Genomic DNA, 21953 nt, shown 5'->3' with positions numbered 1-21953 from the left:
TCCAGCAGCCGCCCCACGGCGATGGCGCGCGCTGGCGAAAAACAGGAATTGCCATCAACCAGTTTCTCAACTTCGCTTCCCAAGGCTTTGGCTACAATGGGAATAACCGCTTCCGTGCGCCCCGGCCATTCATCCCTGTCGCGCCCACATTCCGCCCCCACGCGCCACTTGAACGCGGTAAAGCCCTTCTCGTCTCGCAGTCGCATGAACCGCGCCGCTTCATCCTCGGGGGTGATATCGCGCTTCATCGAACTGGCATAGGCGCGCAGCGGTCCTGGTGTGCCTCCCAACAGCGAAACCACCGGCTTGCCTTCCAGCTTGCCCCGCAGATCCCAAAGTGCTGTGTCCAGACCGGTCATCGCCCGGCGCAGATAGCTGCCGGGAAACTTGTGCTCGCGTTCCTGGATCAGTTGCAGTGTATCGGCGAAATCGAGCGCATCAGTGCCCAGCGCATGCGGCGCGATCTGCCGATGAAACACCGTCTCCGTGATGTCGGCGTTGTAAGTGGACAGTTGCCCCCAACCTTGATCACCCGTCTCAACAGTTGCGCGCACAAAGCACACGAACGCGTTGCCGAAAGTTTCCAGCTTTACGATCTTCATGCACAGCCTCCCGATTCACTCGAAAAATAGACCGCGCAGCGGCCTATCGCTGGCCTGTTTGCGGCTAGCCCAAGGGTCCGGGGCGACGTTCTTCGGTCAACAGCACATTAGCCTCTACTTGCCCCACCCCCGGCAGGGTCATGATCCGCCGCCGCAAAACCCGCTCGAAGTCCGCAATATCGCGGGCCACGACCCGCAGCCGGTAGTCAAACAGCCCCAACACATGCTGCACCACTTGCACTTCCGGTATCGCCACAACGGCGCGCTCAAAATCCTCCAGCGACACACGGCCCTTGGTGGCCAGCTTTACCCCCAAAAACACCGTCACTCCAAACCCCAACGCTGCACGGTCCACCGTCACCCGCTGCCCCGCCAGAATGCCCGCATCCGTCAACCGCTGCACCCGCCGCCACGCCGCTGGCTGACTAAGCCCCAGCCGCCGCCCCAATTCCCCCGCACTAACCCCGGCATCCGCCACCAAAGCCCGCAAAATCGCGCGGTCCGTGTCATCAAGATCAATCACAGCGGCAATCCCTCGCCATCCTTGATGGTCGCAATCAGCATCAACGCCTCGATATCGGCAATATGCGGCAAGGTCAGAATGCGGCTGCGGTAAATTTCGGCATAATGCGCCATATCGCGCGCAACCAGGTTCAAACGCACATCCACCCGGCCTAGAAACGTCTCAATCGCAATCACTTCCGGCACGTCCCGCGCCGCATCCAGAAACTGATCAAACGCCCGCGGATCAGTCTTATCCAGCGTGAATCGCAGCGATACCTCCACCTCATATCCCAAGCGCCGCCAATCAATCCGCGCCGTCTGCGCTTGCAAAATCCCCGCCTCACGCAGCTTCTCCAACCGCCGCGCGCAAGTTGCCGCCGTCACACCGACGTGATCAGACAATGCCTTGACGGCCATTTCAGGCTCGGCCAAAAGCTGGCGCAGAATTCGGCGGTCGATCTGATCGGGCTGCATGATTTCTGCATACATTGTAGTATTGACGAATGAAATAGTCTGAACTGGCATAAATCTGTTTAACTTCGCAGAGATCAACAGCCAAAAGCCACTATAGTCCGACCATCCATTAAGCAAAGGAAACCCGCCCATGCGCGTGTATTATGACCGTGACTGCGACATCAACCTGATCAAGGACAAGAAGGTCGCCATCCTCGGCTACGGCTCGCAAGGCCACGCCCATGCACTGAACCTGCGCGATTCAGGCGCCAAGAACGTCGTCGTGGCGCTGCGTGCCGGCTCCGCTTCGGCCAAGAAATGCGAAGCCGAGGGCCTCAAGGTCATGGACATCGCCGAGGCTGCCAAATGGGCTGACCTGATCATGTTCACCATGCCGGATGAGCTGCAGGCCGAGACCTACAAGAAATACGTCCACGACAATATCCGCGAAGGGTCGGCCATTGCATTCGCCCATGGCCTGAACATCCATTTCGGTCTGATCGAACCCAAAAAGGGCGTCGACATCATCATGATGGCCCCCAAGGGCCCCGGCCACACCGTGCGCGGCGAGTATGTCAAGGGCGGCGGCGTGCCCTGCCTTGTGGCCGTCCACAATGACGCGACCGGCAAAGCGATGGAAATCGGTCTGTCCTACTGCTCCGCCATCGGCGGCGGTCGTTCGGGCATCATCGAGACGAACTTCCGTCAGGAATGCGAAACCGACCTCTTCGGCGAACAGGCCGTGCTTTGCGGCGGATTGGTCGAACTGATCCGCATGGGCTTTGAGACGCTGGTCGAAGCGGGCTACGAGCCGGAGATGGCCTATTTCGAATGCCTGCACGAGGTGAAGCTGATCGTCGACCTGATCTATGAAGGCGGCATCGCCAACATGAACTACTCGATCTCGAACACCGCAGAATATGGCGAATACGTCTCGGGCCCGCGCATCCTGCCTTACGCCGAAACCAAGGCCCGGATGAAAGAGGTCCTGACCGACATCCAGACCGGCAAATTCGTGCGCGACTTCATGCAGGAAAACGCCGTCGGCCAACCATTCTTCAAGGCCACCCGCCGGATCAACGACGAACACCAGATCGAAAAGGTCGGTGAAAAGCTGCGCGCCATGATGCCCTGGATTTCCAAGGGCAAGATGGTGGACCGCGCGCGCAATTGACAACGCGGCCAGTGCGCTGAGCAAAGTTTTCGGGCCGGGGGACACACCTCCGGCCCGTTTGTTTTGGTCATCCAGCGCCGCAAATGGCACATCCGAATAGTATACATCGGATGATGCCTATTTGGGTTGCATCCACCCGAAGGCGGCTCCGCTGCGCTCAGTCCCCCGCAGCAGCCTTTTCGCGCAGCACGACCATCGCTTCTGGTGGCCACAGAGAGGTGTCCTCGGGATAGATCCGGTTCTCGATCTCGCCGGAGACGTGCCAGATCGCGAACACCTGTCGTGTCGCCTTGTGCAGGTAAAGCACCGCGAAATCCGCCTCGCAGGTATACTTCTCGCAAGCTTCGCCCAGATAGCCTTCGGCAGTAAGGTCGCCCGAACCAAGCCCGGAAATCCGCTCGGCATAGATTGGATAATCAGCGCCAAGCCCGCTCACCAGCGCCTGATAGACCGGTTCCAGCGCCATCGCATCCGCCGGATGGGCCTCTGCCAGATCGCTCAACTGGTCCCAGCCCGCACCTTCAGTTGGTGCGAACTCTTCTGGCAAAGCCTCTGTCATTCCCGTTATGCGGTTCCAGACCCAAACCTCCCCCGGCTGCGATGGTACCGGCTCAGAGGCGAAAACGATGGCCTCTGGCTGCACGTCAACAATCTGCAGGTTGGCGCAGCTGTCGATGGGGCCATAGAATTCCGGCGCGGCACCATCAGGCAGCACCACAACGAACGGAGCCGCATTGCAGACATTGCCGCCAGCCCCGGAAATTCCGGTCACCACCGGAACGCCAGCGACCTCAAGGAGCGCCGCGTCCAGCAGGATAAGGCCGTTTGCGTGCATGACTTGCCCGTCGACAAACAGCATCTTGCCGCCTTGGGTGCCATCATTGATCTCGACAGAATGACCATTCACCGTCATCCGATCAGCATCGGCCAACGCCAAGCCCGGCACCATGAGCAACAGCGCTATCATCAGCTTGGGCATGTCGTTCTCCTGCTTGCATCGCCATCCTTCTGCCCCTGATCAGGCCCGCTGGCGAGAACGGATTTCCGGACCCGCGAAACAGTACCATACATTTTTTCTAATGCTGCCCGGCGCCTTCGCTAGCTTTTTGATCCCATGCCTTGCTGGTGCGATACTTTCGACGGAATGGAAGGAAGCACTATGGGAAAAGATCGTCACGGCAGCGTCATGACCACGCCCGCTGCCAGCGCCGCAAAACGGCGGTCGCGGGCTTCGCTTTCGCAACTGAGGCGGGAACTTGTCAGCAACCTGAAGACGGTGGCGGAGTGACGGAAACGGGCGAGGGTCAAGGATGACGACCGGGTGAAAGGACCGCGCTCATCAGTGCTGGCAGACGTTACCCCCTACGCCCAATCCAGTTTCAGGTGGATTCTGGCCCAACCGCAAGGGCCAGAGAGGTGAAGCGTAGCAGGTTCACCGAAGATCAGATGATCGGCATTCCGAGAAAGATGAGACCGGAATTTCCGTGGCCGACTTGTGCCGCAAGCTCCGCAGTCAACTTGTGCGGCAAGCACGATGTCAGCGATGCAGCCGTTTACGGCTGGAAAGCCAAGTATGGCGGGAAGGATGTCGGCGAGGTGAAGCAGCTGAAGGGGCTGGAAGACGAGAACACTCGGCTGAAACTGCTGCTCGCCGATGCCATGCTGGGCAAAGCCGCCCTGAAGAATCTGCTCGGAAGAAACTGGTCGCGCCCACCGCAAAGCAGCAAGCGGTCGCTCATTTTCTGGAAACCCACGGGATAAGCGAGCGACGGGCGGGCCGGGCGATTGGCTGTTGCCGGATGACCGTGAGGGATGAGGTGGTTCGGCAAGACGGCCCCACTTCGCGCCTTGGTTGGGAAACCCAAGATGAGTTAGCCCAAACCTTCACCCCGCACCGGCGCAACCCGACCAGTGTGGCGCCGGGCCCAGTTGCCCGCCCGCCCAGTTGGGCAAAACTGAAAACCGCAGGCTATCTCAAGTTCGATAGACGTTGCGGCCACAGTAAGAATTGACATGTCAAATTCTGAGGAAGCTTGGCGGAGGAAACGGGACTGGTGTCGAACCGTGGCTGATCTCGATACCGCGCTCGTGCAGAAGGTCTTCAACGTTGCACAACGACAGAGGAAATCTGACCGACAACGTTTCGGCAACGCGGATGATTTCAGGCGAGGCTTTGAACTAGCGAAATGACGGGGAGCGTCAGGTCACGACCTAAGGCTACGTGGACGCCCTGCCCAGCTCACGCCGGTTTCCACAGGCAGAGCCCGCGGACCTGCCGTTGCCGCCCTAGATATCGTCGGACGGGCCTGAGGTCACGTCATAGGCCAACCGCGAGCGTCCCTCGCCCCAAGCTGCGAAAACTCGGCGGGCGATCCAGCGGTTCAAACGACCGCGCTCGTCGCGCAGCACAGACGGCACGCGGGCCAGCCGCACGCCCTCCCGCGGGACCTCCTCGTCGAACAGGTCGAACGGCACCGGCGCCAACACCCGGCCACGGGCGCTGTCGGTGCCGTCGAAACTGCCCTTGCGCAGGAAAAAGCCGCCGCCGCCGCCATTCGGCACCGGCACCATCGGAATCCAGTAGTCCGGCGGCAGGGATTCGAGCGTCCAGGCCAGATCCGCCCCCGGGCCAGGCCGGGCCACCGGGAAGACCGGCGCTGCGGCGCTGGCGCGATCTCGGGCAAGCCCATCGGCCCCCTCGACGCTGCGCTCAATCGCCCAGACTACGTTCGCCGTCTCGTCGCGGGCGAAGACTACCTCCTCGCGTGGTGCCGCCTCGATCGCGGCGCGGCTGTTTGGGGGGATGACGAAGCAGGGCTCGGTCCCGCCTGGTGCATCGGTCGCGTACAGCCGGAACCGGCCACGCCGCGCCGCGTCGGCGGCAGGATCAACCGTGAATGTCTCGCCGAAGGTGGTGGTATAGCTGACTTCCTCGACCCGGGCGAGCACGCCGCGCGGCAGGTCGATGGGGGCAACCAGCCAGTCGTTGCCATAGATCGTCGCGTATTCCAGAAAGACCAGCCGGGCGAGGTCGTTCGGCTGTACGTCGGTGACGCCGAAGTTAACCTGCCCGTCCTCGAACTGCCACATCCGGTTGGCCGGCATCCCGGCATAGCGCAGGCCGGTGGCATGGACATGCGCGCGGTGCTCGGTCATCGACGCTGGCGCGGCCAGCCCGAGGCCCGCCCCTTCGGCAAGGTCAACCGAATACCACTCCACCGGCCCCCCCAGATGACACGGCGCCTCGAGCCGCCGGGCCTTCGGCCCGGTGCCCGACTGCAGGCCAAAGCGATACTCCAGCCGTTTGGCATGCCAGCTGTCGGCGGCATGGGTGCGGAGCGAGACATTGCGGCGGTACCACTCCAGCCAAGCTGCCGCGGCGTCGATCACATCGACGGCCTCACCCGCCAACCAGCCGGGCGCGCCGCCCTCCAGCGCCAGGGCCGCAGCCTCCGCATCGGGCAGATGGTGTGCGATCATCACCCACGCCGCATCCGGTGCCTGCGCCGCCAGGTCGGGTGCGGCGAGGTCAAACGGGCATTCGGCCAGCAGCACCGCCTCGCCCCCCCAACCGAGCGGGGCCAGCGCCGCGACCAGCGCCTGTGCTGCCTCGGCCCGGTCGCGCAGGGTGGGGGCGGCCCAGGGTTCGGCCTCGATCGCCGGCTCGAACACGGCATCGGGGTCCAGCGCGACCGGCGCATGCCCCTTGTCCGGCCCGCCCGGACGCAGTGCTGTCAGTCCCTGGGTCGTTGCACGCAGGCGCACCGACACGGGCGTGCCGCAGTCCTCGCCGCGGAATTCACCCATCTGCCATTGCCGCCCGATTAACCACAGGGGATCGTGCAGCCGCGCCGCTATGCCGGGCGCCGGGTCGCCCGAAACAGACTGTGGCTCCAACCGTGTCCAGGCCGGTGGCTTGGCCAGCACGGTGTACAGTAGGTTGTCTTTAAGGGCGATGTCGACCAGCGCCGTCTCGGCCATGAATTTCGGAGCCATTCAGCCCTCCCGTAGCATGGTGAAGGACTTGATGCCTTCGGTCACGGCCAGCGCCGCCTTGTCGCCAAGTAGTTTCGACCAGTCGATCGCCGGCGTCCCCTGCAGCGACCAGCTTTGCGTGTAGATCGCCGGCAGCACCCGCGCGGCGAGCGGCAGGGTTTCGAGTGTGACGAGGCGCGCCTGCGCCATCTCGATCATGTCGGTCAGAAGGTCACGCATCCGTTCTTCCGTCCAGCGATTGCCGTCGGGCGACAGCGCGAGGATCAGGCTCTGCGGCGGCTCGGCGCCCGGCGCGTCGGCGTGGATGGCGACGCCCGCCGTGGTGCGGCTCACGACGGGCCCCCCCTTCCCCATCGGTTGGCGCTGTGCCGTCGTCTCGGTCCAGTCATCGATCAGCAGACCGGTCACGGGCTGGGTCAGATCAAAGCCCGCCGGCGCGTCGGCCAACAGCGACACGACGGGCGCTGTGGGGGATCGGCGGTCGCCCGAGATCCCCTCGCCGATCCAGACATCGGGCGGGTCCTCGCCCAGGCCCACCAGTTGCCGCACTACCAGTTGCGGCCCGCGCCCGAAGATGCCTGACAGAAGGTTCATCCGTTGCATCCGCCCGATTGCCGGCCGCACGGTGCCGAAATCGGCCAGATACCGCTCCGCCGCCCCGGGCGAAGGCGGAGTAACGGCGCGGTCGCCCGTTACCTCTCCGGGGACCCCAGCGGCAAATACCTGCGCTAGCGGCACGGGCGTGCCCTCGCCGAACAGGGCCGTGGCGACCGTGGCGACCGTGGCCGCCGTCAGCGCGGGCGCGGCTTGCGCGGCCATGGCGCGGGCCAGCCGCTCTGCCCCCTCGTTCAGCGCCAGCACGGCCAGGTCGGCCGCCTGTGCCTCGCGCAGGTTCGGCATGACGATGCCGAACTCGGCCAAGTCGACCAGCGCTGCCGTCAGGTCGGCCCGCGCTACGGCCTGTCCCGTCAGCAGGCCTTGCAAAGTCTGAAGCCGAGCCTGCAGCATCCCCGCTGCGGTGGCCAGCCGCGCCAGTGCAGCCGCCACCGCCCCCGCAACGGGCGCCCAGCCCTGTGCCTCGGGCAGGCCGATCTGCAACGGACCAAGCGGCTCGGCCCCGTCCAGCACCTCTTGCAACGCAAGGGCGGTCAACGTCGCCTCTTCAAACGCCATCTCGCCCGCCCCGATTATCCCTACCCCCGCTGCCACCAGCGGCGCCTCGGGGTTGGCGAGCGGCGCGCGGGCGCGGATCAACCGGTCGAGCGTCGGCCCGTGCCGCGCAAGAGCGGCAAAGTCAGCCGCCCCGATCCGCGCGTCGGCCAGCGTTGCCTTGCCGCCACCCGCCTTCTCGCCAAGCACGACCTTGCCCGGATCTGGCAACCGCGCCGCCGCCCAGGCCTCGACGGCCGGATTGGCCTCGGTCCGCGGCGTCGGCGCGCCCCAGCCCCCGCCAGGCGGGCAGAGCGCTATGACACGGTGGGTGATGATCGTGCCCGGGCCGCCGGACTGGATCACGTCGGGCGCGGCGGGCGGCGGTGCCTCGCCCTTGCCCCCGGCATCCAGCGCCGCTGCAGCACGGGCGAGGTTGCCGCTGGCCAGCTGATGCACCGATTCCGCCATCAAGAGGTCCGCCACCGCATCCGCATCAGCCATCCCAGCGGCCATCGCGGCCTCGATCACTTTGCGCTCGGCGGGCGTCGGTGCCTTCCAGATGACCTCCGGGTCGAGGTATTCGTTCCCCTTGGGCGGCACAGCCAACCGGGTGAAGATACCGGCCGCCCCCTCCCCCTGGTGGCCCCAAAGGTCCATCAGTCGCAACATATCGGTCACGTTCACGCCTGCCAGGGCCTGCGCCTCGGCGTCAGTGACCGGCGCGCCAGAGGCCGCCGCTAGGGGCGCGATGCCGCGGAAGGACATGACGAACCGGTCGCACAACCCCTCATGCAAACGCCGCTCGAAGTCATAGCCGAGCAGCGCCCCCAGCGTCTGGCCGTTGGCCACCCCTTCGACCAGCGCCAGCGCCCGCCGCACCCGGCCGCTTGATAGGTCTATGGCGAAAGCCCCGCCGCTGCCGTCGGCGGGGTTGTGCGCCAGATAGGCCGACCGCAGCAACCCCGCCGTCGTCGCAAGCTCTAGCGACGGCGCGGCGACAAAACCGCCCTCGGGCTTGGCCCGCGGTGCAGGGCGCAGGTCGAACAGCCAGCCGTAGGCGCCGACCGTCAGCCCCTCGCCCGCAGTTGCGCGCATCCGGTCAAGCCGGGCCGAGGACAGCCCGCAGGCCCAGGCATCCAGCCGGTGACTTGCGGTGTCCAGCGCCTCGGCCACAAGCATCGACAGATCGCCCCCCTCTGGCGAGGCCGACAGCGCGACCAGCGTCTGCAACCCTTCGCGCATCGCCGCCAGCCGTTGCTTCGCACCGACAAGCAACCCACCCAGATGATGCCCCCAGAAGTCGCGCTCAGCGATCGAGGTGGCCTGCAGCGTGACCTCGGCCCAGTCCCGTGCCGCGCCCATCGGCAGAACGCCCATGCCCCGCACCTGTGGCAGGCCGTCGCCGGCGGCGGTCATCTGCGCCAGTATCCCGGCGTAGTCGGCAGCTGCCATCGTGTCGGGGCCGGTGACGGTGCCGATCACCCGTTCGGTTAGCACCGGGTCGATCCGCGCGGTCGCCCGCAGTGCCTCGGCGGCGCGGGGCGGCGGCTTGGCCTCGGCCTGAAGCCTGGCCCAGCCAAGCCCCACCAGCGCTTGGAAAACCGAAGATATCGCACCCCCTGCCCTGCCGTCGAGCAGTGCCTGCATAAAGACCGCATCTCGCGACGGGTCGGCATAGGGCAGCATCACCGGCAGCGACGCAGTATCAAGCGACCCTGCCCCGTAGACGTAGGAAAAGCCGCCGAGCGATTCCGCCAAAAGTTGGGTCAGCAGCGCCTCGACTTCGGCAGCGGGCTTTGCCTCGTCGGTCGCCGCCTGCACCTTGATCAGCAGATCGCGTGACAGACATTTCCGCGCCCGGACGCCCCAGGATAGCGGTGCACTGCCGAAGATCTTCAGCACCGTCTCGGCACTGCCGTTCGGTCCTATGCGCGGCAGGTCGCCCACAGCGTTCAGCCAGTTGGGCAAGGCGCGGCGCAGGAAGGTGTCGAGGCCGCGCTCGGTTCGGTCCCCGCCCGCAGGTGCCGCGCGCTGGAACCCCGCGAATGGCAGAAGGCCATATGGCTGGTCGCCAACCCGCAGCACCGGCAGCCGTCCGCGCCCGCGCACATGCGATTGATGGAACTGCCGCAGCCCCTCCACCAGCGGCGTGTCGAGCGCCTTTTCGTCCTGGTCGAGCGTTCCCAAGAAATAACCCCAGGTCGCGGGCCAAAGCGCCGCATTCATCGCCGCTGCCGCGCCCTGCTCGCGCAGGGCCGCACCGGGGACCTCGTCCAGCACGCCGCCCGCGGCACCCAGGCCAAGGGCTGCTGCCGTCACGCTGCCGTTCGCATCGGCAGGGGTGCCAACCGGGGTCAAAGGCAAGGGCGGCGGGTCCATCCAGCGCCGCCAATCCGAACTCGCGGCCTCGGTGTTGTTGGTGGGCGTGCCCTGCGGCACGAAAGCAAGGCCCGGCCCGCCGTCATGGGCGGCCAGCAGCGCTGCAAACTCTGCCGCCGTGTCCTGCGGGCGGCGGGTGCCGGTCACGCCATAGACGAACACTCGTTCGATTGGCGTGTTCGCACTGGCGAGCGGCAGGGTGATCGCCATCCCCGCGGCCTCAGCCGCGGCATAGTCGAACAGCCACTCCGTCCCAGCCAGCACCTTCAACCCGTCGCGGTCGATCAGCTGCGACCCGTCATCGGCCAGAAGGCCGATGCGCAGGTCCTGGGCGACGCGGTTCCCGGTCGCCGTCAACTCCTGCCTGCCCTGCCGGGCCATGACGCGGAACACGTCGGGCAGCAGGCGCGGGCGCGAGGCGCGATGGGCCGGCGGCGCCACTTCGGGAAAGTCGGGCGCTGCGCCGGTGCCACGGGCGCCGGCGTTCAAGGGCCGCAGGGCGCGCGACACCAGCCGCGCGCGGCGCTTGCCGACGGTCGCCACAAATGTGGCCCAGCCATCCGCCATGCCGCTGTCATCCGTGGCGGCGAACAGCACCGACCAGTATGCCCGCGCCGCCGCTGCTTCTTCGGCTGTCACGCCGGGGTCGGTAAGGTCGATGTGGATGTCGTCGGGATGGATACGGATACGCAGCACCGGGGCGCCGGCGGCATCCTTGCCAAACCGCGTTTCCAGCCGCACCGGCAGCAGAAGCATCGGCACGTCGCCGGGTGCGTCAAAGCCGAGGTCGATGGTGCCGAGGATCGAGACATCGAGCGCGCCGATCAGGTCGGCCCGGATGCGGCGCGCCTGCTCAACCGCCAGACCCAGCCGCTCAGCTGCCGCCACCGCGCGGCGGGCCGCGGCCGCATTGCCGGCCCGCCCCGCCGCCTGCAGAGCTGCCTCGGCATCGCGGCGTTCGGCCAGCAGGCCGGTCAGCTTTTCTTCGTGCCGGTCAAGCGCCAGGCGCGCGCGGGCGGCTTCGGTCTGCTTGGCTTTCAACGCGTTCAGGTCGATCGGCGGCATGGCATGGCATCCCGTGTGTCAGGTGGGGGAAGACAGCTTCTGGATCAGGTCCGCCCCGCGAAAGGCGGCGCGGATCGGGCTGACAAGCAGCGTCCGTGCAGTCACTCCGGCATGGCCGGGCCACTGCACGGATGTCGGGCGGCTGTCGGGGTCGGTAATTGTCAGGCTGCGGGTCGTCGTCAGGAAGCCCCCCGGCGGAATGGTGCCGAAGTCGGCCCAGTCGAGGTTGCCATGGTCGGTCGCCGCCGAGGGGTCGGTGGCCAGGCCAAAGCGCGGCGCGGTCGGATTCTGCGCCAGCACGAACCACCAATTCTCGGGCCCCATCACGCGCGCAACTGTCAGGTCGAAGCCGACGATGGTGATGTCGGGCGGCAGCTGTGCGGAGAACAGAATCCGCGCCTCGGACCCGGCGATGAAAGTCGGGGGCGCGCTGACCGCCGGGCCGGTCGCCCGCATGGCGAAGACCGCCGTATCGGGAAACCGGCGCAGAAGCTCGCCCCGGATCACCAGCGCCAGCGCCCCCGCCCCAGCCGCGGCATCGCCGCCTATGGCGAAGTGTCGCCCGACCGGCTGGCGGCCAAACAGGTGAATCGGCTGTGTCAACTCGTCCTCATCGGCGTCCCAGAACCGCTTGAAGTAGGTGCCGCGCTGGTCGGTCGGATAGTCGCGCCACAAAAGCTCGCGCCCCATCTCGTCCGATGCGCCGACCAGGAATGCCTCGGCAAAGGCTGGGTTGATCGACAGAAGCGTCACGAAATCCCGTTCCGCGATCTGGCCAAGGCCGGGCACCAGCCAGTCGCGGTCATAATCGGCCAGCGCTTCGTACATCGCGCGCTTGAAGACAGGCGCCGCCATGATAGGGCGCAGGCCGGAGTCAAACCACGATGGGTCGTAGAAACTCGGGCGGCCGGTGATGCGGCCCTTCAGCGCGAGCCGAGCAGTCATCCGCGGCGCGATCTGCGCCAGCACGCCCGGTCTCGTCACCGTCAGCGGGCCAAGGTCGGTGTCGGGTTTCGGCGGTAGGCGGATCTCGGTGATGATCGCCCGGGCCTGTCGGGCAAAGCTGTCAGGCCCCAGCGCGTCGAGCGCCCGGATCGCCGTCGTCAGGTCGCGCGACAGGCCGGATTCGAAGCGGACGAGCGGGGGCACCTCACGCACCGTGCCCGGGTCGACCAAGGGCACGTCGGTGATCGTTGGCCCGATGAGCCGGCCACTGCGGTTGCGCAGACCCAGCGGCCGCAAGGCCACGCCGCCATCGAACGGCTGCAGCGGCGCACGCCCGCCGAAAGGCCGCAGGCCGCCGTCCAGCGGTCGCAAGGCCCCACCGTCCAGCGGGCGAAGGCCGCTGTCGCGCGGGCGGATCATCAGACCCAGGTCCTGCACTGGCAACACCCGCAGCACATCGCCAAACGCCGCCTTCGCCGGCGCGGACAATTCGCCGCCGGCATTTGCAAGCCCCGTCAGCACCTGCCCCAGCATCGTGGCGCCCGCGTCGATCTGCGGGCCGCCGGCCACCGGGATACGCTCTTTCATCTGGCTGAGGATGTGCCGCCCGATCGCGGCGCCGGGGCGTTCGGACACCGGTTTCTCCCAGGCCACGCTGTGCAGCACGCGGACCGCCGGGCCAGTGGTCACAAGCGCCTTCATCCGCCTTGCGAAGGTGGCCTGCGCCCGGTCGGGGGCCACACCCATAACCCGCCCCAGCACCTCGGGTGTCAGGAACATCATCCCGGTGTCCGACACAGCGTCAATCCCGTCGGGGTTGCGGTAGGCGATGCGATGGTCGCGGAACCCCGCCCGGTTCGCCACCATCTGCCCCTGCACGTCCGCCGCCAGACCCTGCCGCCGTACCAGCGGCCCACCGGCGCGCAGCGCCCGGCGGAACGCGGCGCCCAGGGTCGCGTCTGCGGTGCGGCTGAAGGTCACCGCGGCCGCCACGCTGCGTGGCTGGCCACCATCGCGGATGCGGGTGTGGATGTTGCGCGTGACCTGCAACAGCCGCCCAGGGTCGAGCGGCTCCAGATGCCGACGATCAAGCGACAGGTTCACCCGTTCCGCCAGCATCGCCCAGGCGATGATCTGGTTGGCCTTGCGGATGCCGTCGACCTGCGCCCAAGCGGCCTGCATCAGCGGTTCCTGATCCTTCTGCACCACCCGCGCGCCAAGGCCCGCGACGATCCGGTGTTTCGGGTCGGTGTTCAGCGCCGTGAACCAGTCGGCGTCCGCCGCCGCCGTGCCGCCTGCAAAGGGCGCCGCACCGAAGACCTCGCCTATCCGCGTGGCTGCGCGCTGATAGCGCGCGTAAAGCCGCGCGCCAACGCGCGGCAAGTCCGGCTGGTCGGCATTCGCCGCATCGACGCGTAGCCGCACCGCTTCGCGCTGCAACACCGGCCAAGGGGCGGGCGCGGCGGGGCCTCCCATCGCGGGAGAGAACAGCGCGCATTCCAGCACCTGGATCGACCCCGCCTGCTCGACCGCCAACTCCGGCACGCCGCTGCCGGGCTTCGACAGGTCGATGAACCGCCGCCCCACCGCCCAAGGCGCGCCAATGGGCTGGATCCGCTTGGCCAGCGCGCGGAAGTCGCCTCCCTTTGCGGTGCGGAAGGTCCAGGCGTCGTAGACCGGCAGGGCGATGTCGTCCTCGGTGTCGTTGCCACCGCGCGTCCAGGCCGGTGCCAGCGTCCCGCCCGGCATGCCAAGCCCAGCGCGCGCGCCACAGTCGAATGCCGGCACCACCGCCGCGATGTACTCCACCGCGTCATCCAGCCGCCGCGGGCACAGAAGCCGCGACAGGTTGGCTGGCGCATGGTCATCCGACAGCCGGGTCTCGACCGACCCCTCCGCCGGCCCGCGCAAGAGCGGCGCACCACCATTCAGCGCCGCCCCAACCACCTGCGCATGGGCATAACGGTGCGCGTCGGCCAGTGACTGGAGCTGCCCCTTCTTAGTCCAGATCTGCCCCGGCAACTCGCCCCGCGAGGGTTCCAGATGCGAAACCGCCGCCTCGCAGACGATCAGCACGATCCAGGGCTGCAGGTCTGTTCCCGCTGGCGGCTGCGGCGAGAACAGCCAGGGAAGGTCGGGTCGGCCGAACTCGACATGCGCCAGATAACCGTCCTCGGCATCGGTTGTACGCGCCGCCGGCTCGCGCCGGATGATCGCCGCAGGATCGAGACCGGTCACATCTCCGGGTCCGAACAGCGTCAGATCCCGCACCACCGCCTCGCGCACGGCGGGGTTGGCGCTGTCGGCCACGGCAACCTCGGCGCGGATGGTCACGCGGTTGCCCGCGGGCTGCGTAGCGATCGCCGCCGACAGGCCGTTCCTCACATGCGGGACGAAAACGTAATCGCCCAGATGGGTGTTCTCGGGTACGAAGGGCACTGCGGCAAGTTCGGCATAGCGCGCGACGAAGGCAGCACCGGCGCTCAGCTTCAGACTGTCGGACATCATGCAAACCCCGCGGATAACGTGGCAAGGGATTGGCCGGCCTCGGCTGCCTCGGCGATCACCCGGCGGGCGGTCGATGCGGGCATCGCGGCGGCGGCAGTGATCAGGGTATCGGCGGCAACCAACGACACCTCGCCTTTTGGACGCACCGCCAGCACCTCGGGACGTGGCCCGGGGTTGGCATAAGGGTTGGCCTTCGCTGCACGCATCTTGGCGCTGCCGGCGAAAATCTTCGATGACACCGCAGCAAGATCCCACTTGCCGAAGGTCGGTGCGAAGCTCTGGTTCGGGTAGACCGTGTTCCAGCCGTATCCGGCATGCGTCGCCGTCGGGAAGGTCGCCCCCTTCGCCGCACCCATCCCTAGGCCAGAGGAGTGCTCTTCGAACTCCGGCCGGGCGAGTACCTCGTGATCGTCGAGCGTCAGGAAATGGCCAGGCGAGAAGCGGTCAGCCAGCGGCCAGACCGCGCCCGCCGCCGTCCCGCCGAGTTGCGGATCAGCCAGGTTGATGCGCGGCACACTGACGCGGCTTGATCCCACCCGGTCAATTGCAGTTTCTAGTGGCACAGTGATCTGCCGGAGTTCGATCCGGCCGAGCGGGTGGTAGAGCGGCACCTCGTCGGCAGGGGCCAGCCGTACCAGCCCCATTGCATCGGCAGGCAGCACCGGCATCCAAGCCTCGTCGGCGCGCAGCGCTTTGGCAGCCATGCCGATCGGGTTGACCTCCGGCGCGGGCAGCGGCGTTTTCTCGCCCCAGGTGATCGGGCCGATATCGACCGGGATATCCCAGAACAGGATCGTGACCTCGGCCTTGCCCTCGATCTTCCAGGGCTTGTCGCCCGACAATTCGCCCTTGAACGACACCCCGGCTAGCGTCACGTCGAAGGCCGAAACCTTGATGCCAGCGTCGATGCGGATGACAAAGTAGAAATGCGGCGCCCACTGGAACATGGCGTCAAGCTGCAGCCAGGCCTCGGCCTTTGCCGGTCCGACTTTCGCCCGAAGCTCCACCCGCCCGCCGAACTGCACGGTGTTCGAGGTGATGGCGATGTAGGCCGTAACCGAAATCGACAGCCAATCCACCGGTGGGGCGAACTTGATCCCCACCCGATCCATTGCCCCGATCTGCTTGGGCGCCTCGTAGCCGGGGAAGAACCCGCCAACCGATAGCACGAAGGCACCCTCGCCCGCCCACATGATGAAGATTGCGATGTCGCCAGTGACCTCGAGCTTGAAGATCTTCGACTTGTGCAACGACACCTTCAGGAAGAAGTAGTCGGGCGTTATCTCGCCCATGATCTCCGCCCGCAGGTCCACGACCCGCAGCTTTTCCTCAACATCGGCCGAGGGCACACCGATCTGGACGTTGCCCAGGATCACCAACTTGGGGTCAGGCAAGGACAGCACGATGCCGAGCCGCGCCTTAACAAACCCCGCCTGCGACCCCCAGCCAAGCTCGGCGATCGGGCCGATGACGAAGCCGCCCGCGCGCTGCGGGAAGACGGCGCTCAGCTGGTTCAGGATCTGCGGCGCGGCGGCCACCGGATCTTCGGGGAACAGCAGCTGTCCGACAATCCCGCTCTTCAACCCATCGCGTAGCGCCGCACTGTCAAGCGATCGCTCGATCGCCAAGATCCCGCCGAGGCCTGACAGCGTGAATCCGAACCCCAGCTCGATCTTTGGTGAGAAACGAACGCCGATCACGATGACCAGGCTGAAGGGATCGGTGCCCAGAAGCGCCGCCGCGTAGACCCCAAGCTTCATCACTTCGAGCTGGAAGACACCGCCGTATTCCTTCTTCACCTCGTCATAGCGCAGATAGCCGCCGCCCGTGATGACCGAGGTCTTGATCCGCATCCCCGCGCCCGTGGGAATCTTGAATGTCACCTCCGGGTCGGCACCATCGACCCAGCGGATCGACACGCCGCCGCCCTCGACCACGCAAGCAAAGACCTCACCCAGCTTTCCGGCAACGGTGAACACCACGTTCACCCGGTTGCGGTTTTCGACGTTGTCCAGCGCCGGTTGCTCGATCGCGAACTCGCGCAGCTCCACGCCCGGCCAGGAAAAGCGCGCGGGCAGGATCAACCGCTTGTCCTTGCCCGACCCGAAGGTCAGCCCGTCCTTGGTGTCGAGCGTTATGGCTACCTCGTCGACATCCGCTGTGGCCGTCTGGCCGGGTATGATCTTTTCCAGGAACTTGTCGCTGCGCAGCCCGGATTTCAGCTTGGTCTTGACCTCGAGCCCCGCTTTGAATTCGGTCTTGTAGGTGAAGAAGGCCAAGAGCGACCCACCGTCGAATCCGATCGGCCCCTTCTGAGAAGCGCTGACCGAGGCAAGCTCGACGTGCAGGCGTTTCTCGGAATAGTTCCACACCAGCACATCGCCCAGCTTGTCCGACGCCCCGTCCAGGTTCAGCACCAGCTTCGCCAACTTGTCGAAGTTTGCCGTGACCGCGCCGCCGGCATTGTTCAGCAGCTTCTTGATCGGTGCGTTCATGCCGTTGATGTCGGCCTTGATCTTTTCGGCCGTCATGTCCCCGCCGGCGTTCTTCGACACTTCGTCGGCGATCTTGGTGATGGCGTTGTCATAAGCGACCAGCAGCTTGCCGAGCGCCGTCAGCGCGCGGGCCAGTTCATCAGCCTGGAACGGGTCGGCACCGAGTTCCGCCGCCATCTCCTGCACAGCGGCCTTGCCGTCGGTGATCTCCTTGTCGATGGCGTTCTTGATCGCCGTGCCGATGGCGCCAAGCGCCTGGACATCGGCCTTCAGCGTGTCGAACGCGGTCTTGGTGATGCCGGTCTTGCCGTCGGCCAGCGACGTGATCAGGCTACCCGTGTCCTTGAAGCTGTCGCCGACCAGATCAGCGGCCTTCGTATGCGCAAAAGCAACGAATCCCCGCCCGAAAGCTGTGAAAACATCGTCTGCCATACTGTCACCTGCTGAAATTGCGAGATGGTCAGGGGTAACCTAACAGTACAAACATCTGATTTTTGATAACCTGAAGTTGTCGTTACGTAAACGATTCTCTCCCCGCGTGTTGTTGTGGAGCGCGGCGCCATCCAAATTGGCAGCTGCTTGCACCCGGTTGGAGGACCGAGACGTCACCTGCGGTGCGACATCCGGAACCTGCCTTCTCCGGTAATCTCCCGCACCAGCCCTCTGGCCAGTGCTAGCATTTGTGGATGGCTCCGTTTTTGCAACGGCTCTGTTGGCTGGCAGTGGTTATCGCCGGTTATGGACATTTTTCTGGCCTGTTGGCGCGGTGCTTTTGACGCTTGCCCTGATGAAGTCTGCGTTCCGGTCCCAATCAGGCGCGCAAGCAGTTAAGCCTTGAAAGCGGTTGTGTCAGACGCACGCGAACCGAATTCTTGTTTCCTAAACCCGATCGGCGTCAGACGGCGCAGAGGTGACGCCACTCGGCGAGAGCGGCGGCGCGGCTGGCCTTGAAACTGTCCAGGCTTGTAAGGGCGCACTCCGCGTTCAGGTGGTTGTGGACTGAGAAACAGACTGCGACGAATTTCTGCAGCGATTGCATCTGACCAAAGCGGAGCGCGGCACGTTTCCGTCGGCGAAACGGTTGGTGCGAGTTCTCAACGCAATGGTTGAGCCAGCGACCGGTTTCGTGATCGTCAGGCTGGCCAAGGTCCGTCACCGCCGCACCGCAGGACCGGAGTTTGTCGGTGCCAGGGGCATGTGGGTGGTTGTGGCGTTTCATTGTTTTCCTGAGGAATTTCAGTGCAGCCTTGCGATCTCGCTTCTTGATTACAACATCTTCCAAGACTTCACCCTAGTGATCAAGGGCACGTCAAAGGCGTGTGGTTCATTCCGTTGATCTTGACTATGACCTCGTCAAGGTGCCACCGCCGGTGCGACAGGCATTGCATCCGCTTGACCCGCTTGCGGCGGATTTCCGAAGCGAACATCGGGCCAAACCGGTTCCACCAAAGTCGACCGCCTCATGGCTGACGTCGATAATTCGCTCGTGCAGCAGGTCTTCGACATAGCGAAGTGACAGCAGGTAACGGACCTACAGCTTCACTCCTGACGCGTGATTTCGAGGCTGGTTCCGGAGCAGCGAACAGGTCTCGGCTTGGGCCTCCCAAACGGCCAAACGGCCCAGACGCCGACCTCGAGGAACTTGCTCTGACAACGCCTGGGTAAGGGTGCAGGCAATACTAAAGGCTGCAAGCATCCGCCCGAGCGGTCGCAGTGTTTGCCCGATTGAGTCCCTCCCAATGACCGGCAAAATGCGCGACCCGGCTGGTGATCTGCTGACCCCACTCATACGCAGCGCCATGGCCGGCGCTTTGCCTGCTATGTCTCCCATCGGCTGATTGCCAGCGGCACCGATCCATTTGGTTAGCGGTTGCCGACCGAGGCGCTGGATGCCAGCCTAAGACGAATACTTGTAGCGCATCTGCGCAAGGCAGCAGAGCGAGAGGTAATGCTGTCGGGTCCGGATGCCACAGCGGCGCCCGGGTTTGCACGGAGCGGGGCAGAGTTGGCGGACGAGGTCGAGGCCGACCCAGCGAGCACACGGAACCCCAAGACGGCGGGTGACAGGCCCGCGAACTCGTCCGCGACAGTGTCCGGCGCTGGCCCAGTTGCGACGTTCTGACGACACGTGTAGGCGGAAAGGGCTCGTCGCCCTGGCTGGGCCGAGGGCAGTGACCAGCAAACCGATCTGCGCCAGTGTCAGGCCGGCAAGGCCGAAGGGGAAAAAACCCGGCAAGCCGTAGCACGTGCGCCGCAGGCCACCCGGTGCCTGCAAAAATCGCGACCTCGATGACGGCCGAGGGTCAAGAAAACCCTGAAAGCAGCTGCCGTTCCGCAGCTTGGGGATGCGCCGCTGGACGGTCATGGCCCGCGTTTCCCAGTGCCGGTCGCGATAGCCGTTGCGCTGCGCCCGCCGCGTCGCGCCCTTCTCGCCAAAGCCAGTGCCCGTCGCGGCGCCGACCTCCGGTTTGATCAAGCACTCGGTGGAAAAGCCAATCCGGTCGCGCAGCGGCTCAACGTCGGGGCATCGTCGGTGAAATCTCCGGCCGAGGCTGGTGTCAGCCACCAGATCCCTCAGGAACATCGCCGGTTACCACCTCGCCAAGAACTTACGCCCGGCTCAGGGACAGCATCCAACAACCCATGGCGATTGAGTGCTTCGTTACAGGGCTGGCTGGTTTCCGGTTTTGTGACGGGGCGGGTCTGCACATGTAGGCTGACTTCAATGGAAGAATTCTCCACAGGACCAATGCAACAGGGCGGTGACGGGACCTTCTTGACTCAGGCAAGAAAATGGTGATTTGATTGAACGATTGTTCAACGTACTCCGAAGCGGTGCAGCCCAGGGCACCCCATCGGAACGGTTGGTCGAAGGCAACATCGGGCGTGGGATTGGCGAGCTAATGAGAAGGCTGGCAACAGCAGGGTGGATCGGCTGTCAATCCTGCCCTTTGATCAGCCGCGGGGCCTCGGACAGCCGCGACCAGCGCGGCCCGAAGGCCCGCCGTTCCGGTACCACACTTACACTCTCCTCGGCTTAGGGCAGATCCATGACCCAGACCCTTCCCGCCCACGCCCCGGTCGTCATCATCGGCGGTGGGGTCATCGGCGTCTCGATTGCTTATCACCTTGGTCGTCTTGGCCTGCGCGACGTGGTGGTGCTGGAGCGGGACAAGTTGACCTCGGGCACCACCTGGCACGCGGCGGGATTGATCGCCTCGGCTGGCATGTCGTCAGACACGCTGATCTGGATCCAACAGTACACGCGGCAGCTTTACCTTGATCTGACGGCTGAGACCGGGCTTTCGACCGGGTTCCGGCAATGTGGACATATTCATCTGGCCTGCGATGCCACCCGGCGCGAGGTGATGAAGCGCGACGCGAACTTCGTACGCACGCAAGGGGTGGAGCGGTTCGAGATCTCGCCAGCCGAGATCAAGGACCTGTTCCCATTAATCGAGACGAAGGGGATCCTGTCAGGCTTCTACACGCCCACGGATGGCCGGGTGAACCCGGTCGACGTGACTATGGCGCTGGCGGCAGGGGCACGGGCGCGGGGCGCACGCATCCATGAAGGCACGCCGGTCACCGACGTCCTGACCGAAGGCACGCGCGTCACTGGCGTGCGCACGCCCTTTGGCGACATCCGCACCGACAAGGTGGTACTGGCCGCAGGCATGTGGTCGCGGCAACTGGGGGCAAAGCTGGGGGTGCCGGTGCCGCTGCAGGCAGCCGAGCATTACTATCTGCTGACCGAGCCCCTTGCCGGCGTCACCCCCGACATGCCGGTGGTAGAGGACCCCGACACCTACACTTACGTCCGCGAAGAAGGCGGCGGGCTTCTCTTCGGTCTCTTTGAACCCGAAGGGGCGACCTGGAACCTGAACCGCATCCCCGAGGACGCCAGTTTTTCCACCCTGCCGCCCGACTGGGACCGGATGACGCCGTTTCTGGAACATGCTTTCACCCGCTATCCGGTGATGAACGGGGCCGGGATCAAGACCTTCTTCTGCGGGCCGGAAAGCTTTACCCCGGATGGGTCGTATCTGATGGGCGAAAGCCCCGAGGTGGACGGGCTATACCTCGCCACTGGCCTCAACTCGCTGGGGATCCTGTCGGCGGGCGGCGTGGGGCAGATCATGGCCGATCTGATCACGACCGGGGCGTGCGGTCAGGATGTGACCGGTCTGGATATTGCCCGGATGCGTCCGCACCACGCCACCCGCGCCTATCTTGGCGCGCGCATCCCGAAATCGCTGGGCTATACCTTCACCTTCGCGCCCCTGCCGCATTTCAAGCACACAACCTCCCGGGGTTTGCGCAGGCTGGCGCTGCATGACCGCTACGCCGCCCTTGGCGCCTATTTCGTCGAGCTTTCGGGCTGGGAGATGCCGAACTGGTTTTCCCCCGACGCCCCGCCGCCAAAGGTCGAATACACCCACGCCCGCCAGCCCTGGCACGCGCTGGCCGCCCGCGAACACCATGCCACGCGCAACGCCGTGGGCCTTTTCGACAAAAGCTTCATGGGCAAGGTTCTGGTGCAGGGCCGCGATGCCGAAACCGTGCTGAACCGGGTCAGTGCCAACTCCGTCTCCGTGCCGGTTGGCCACAACGTCTATACCCAGTGGCTGAACCATCAAGGCGGCATCATCTCGGACCTGACGATCACGCGGACCGGCG

At 65.5% G+C, this 21953-nt stretch carries 9 protein-coding genes and 5 pseudogenes; 3 read left to right on the top strand and 11 right to left on the bottom strand.

Annotated features, from left to right (window positions below):
* The 3 genes and pseudogenes from RMO18_RS11500 to RMO18_RS11490 form a co-directional block, all read right to left on the bottom strand.
* A pseudogene (locus RMO18_RS11500) lies at positions 1–602 on the bottom strand (mandelate racemase/muconate lactonizing enzyme family protein); the annotation flags it as partial.
* A gap of 64 nt (positions 603–666) precedes the next feature.
* A complete protein-coding gene (locus RMO18_RS11495) occupies positions 667–1125 on the bottom strand; it encodes an Lrp/AsnC family transcriptional regulator (RefSeq protein WP_309666052.1) in 459 nt (152 codons plus the stop codon).
* Positions 1122–1580 carry an Lrp/AsnC family transcriptional regulator gene (locus RMO18_RS11490; protein WP_309666050.1) on the bottom strand — a complete coding sequence of 153 codons (459 nt, stop codon included), beginning with the start codon at positions 1578–1580 and terminating at the stop codon, positions 1122–1124. The genes RMO18_RS11495 and RMO18_RS11490 overlap by 4 nt, the downstream gene beginning before the upstream one ends.
* Positions 1581–1710: 130 nt before the next feature.
* Between RMO18_RS11490 and ilvC the strand changes: the two genes are divergently transcribed.
* The gene (gene ilvC / locus RMO18_RS11485; RefSeq protein ID WP_309666048.1) at positions 1711–2733 is read left to right on the top strand and encodes a ketol-acid reductoisomerase; all 1023 of its coding nucleotides are present in this window, start codon (positions 1711–1713) and stop codon (positions 2731–2733) included.
* A gap of 157 nt (positions 2734–2890) precedes the next feature.
* Here the strand turns inward: ilvC and RMO18_RS11480 are convergent, their stop codons facing one another.
* Positions 2891–3712: a hypothetical protein gene (locus RMO18_RS11480; protein ID WP_309666046.1), complete on the bottom strand. Its 822-nt coding sequence runs from the start codon at positions 3710–3712 to the stop codon at positions 2891–2893.
* Positions 3713–4149: 437 nt separating this feature from the next.
* Between RMO18_RS11480 and RMO18_RS11475 the strand changes: the two are divergent.
* Positions 4150–4565, top strand: a pseudogene (locus RMO18_RS11475) (transposase); the annotation flags it as partial.
* 235 nt (positions 4566–4800) lie between these two features.
* Here the strand turns inward: RMO18_RS11475 and RMO18_RS11470 are convergent.
* The 7 genes and pseudogenes from RMO18_RS11470 to RMO18_RS11440 form a co-directional block, all read right to left on the bottom strand.
* Positions 4801–4893: pseudogene (locus tag RMO18_RS11470) on the bottom strand (IS6 family transposase); the annotation flags it as partial.
* A gap of 126 nt (positions 4894–5019) precedes the next feature.
* Complete coding sequence (locus tag RMO18_RS11465; RefSeq protein ID WP_309666045.1) at positions 5020–6729, bottom strand: hypothetical protein; 1710 nt, start codon at positions 6727–6729, stop codon at positions 5020–5022.
* Positions 6730–11325, bottom strand: a complete 4596-nt coding sequence (locus RMO18_RS11460; protein WP_309666044.1) for a hypothetical protein — start codon at positions 11323–11325, stop codon at positions 6730–6732.
* A gap of 18 nt (positions 11326–11343) precedes the next feature.
* A complete protein-coding gene (locus tag RMO18_RS11455; protein ID WP_309666042.1) occupies positions 11344–14775 on the bottom strand; it encodes a hypothetical protein in 3432 nt (1143 codons plus the stop codon).
* On the bottom strand, positions 14775–17705 hold the full coding sequence (locus tag RMO18_RS11450; RefSeq protein WP_309666041.1) for a DUF6603 domain-containing protein: 2931 nt from the start codon (positions 17703–17705) through the stop codon (positions 14775–14777). The genes RMO18_RS11455 and RMO18_RS11450 overlap by 1 nt, the downstream gene beginning before the upstream one ends.
* A 463-nt stretch (positions 17706–18168) precedes the next feature.
* Positions 18169–18804 (bottom strand): annotated as a pseudogene (locus tag RMO18_RS11445) (transposase); the annotation flags it as partial.
* A gap of 765 nt (positions 18805–19569) precedes the next feature.
* Positions 19570–19857: pseudogene (locus RMO18_RS11440) on the bottom strand (transposase); the annotation flags it as partial.
* 466 nt (positions 19858–20323) lie between these two features.
* Between RMO18_RS11440 and RMO18_RS11435 the strand changes: the two are divergent.
* Positions 20324–21953, top strand: a 1630-nt coding sequence (locus RMO18_RS11435) for an FAD-dependent oxidoreductase (RefSeq protein ID WP_309666039.1), incomplete at its 3' end; no start/stop codon positions are given.

The sequence above is a fragment of the Tabrizicola sp. genome, from assembly GCF_031377265.1.
Taxonomy (GTDB): Bacteria; Pseudomonadota; Alphaproteobacteria; order Rhodobacterales; family Rhodobacteraceae; genus JAUYQR01.
Note: the sequence above shows the minus strand (reverse complement) of the source record. Positions and strands in the feature narration are given on the sequence as shown.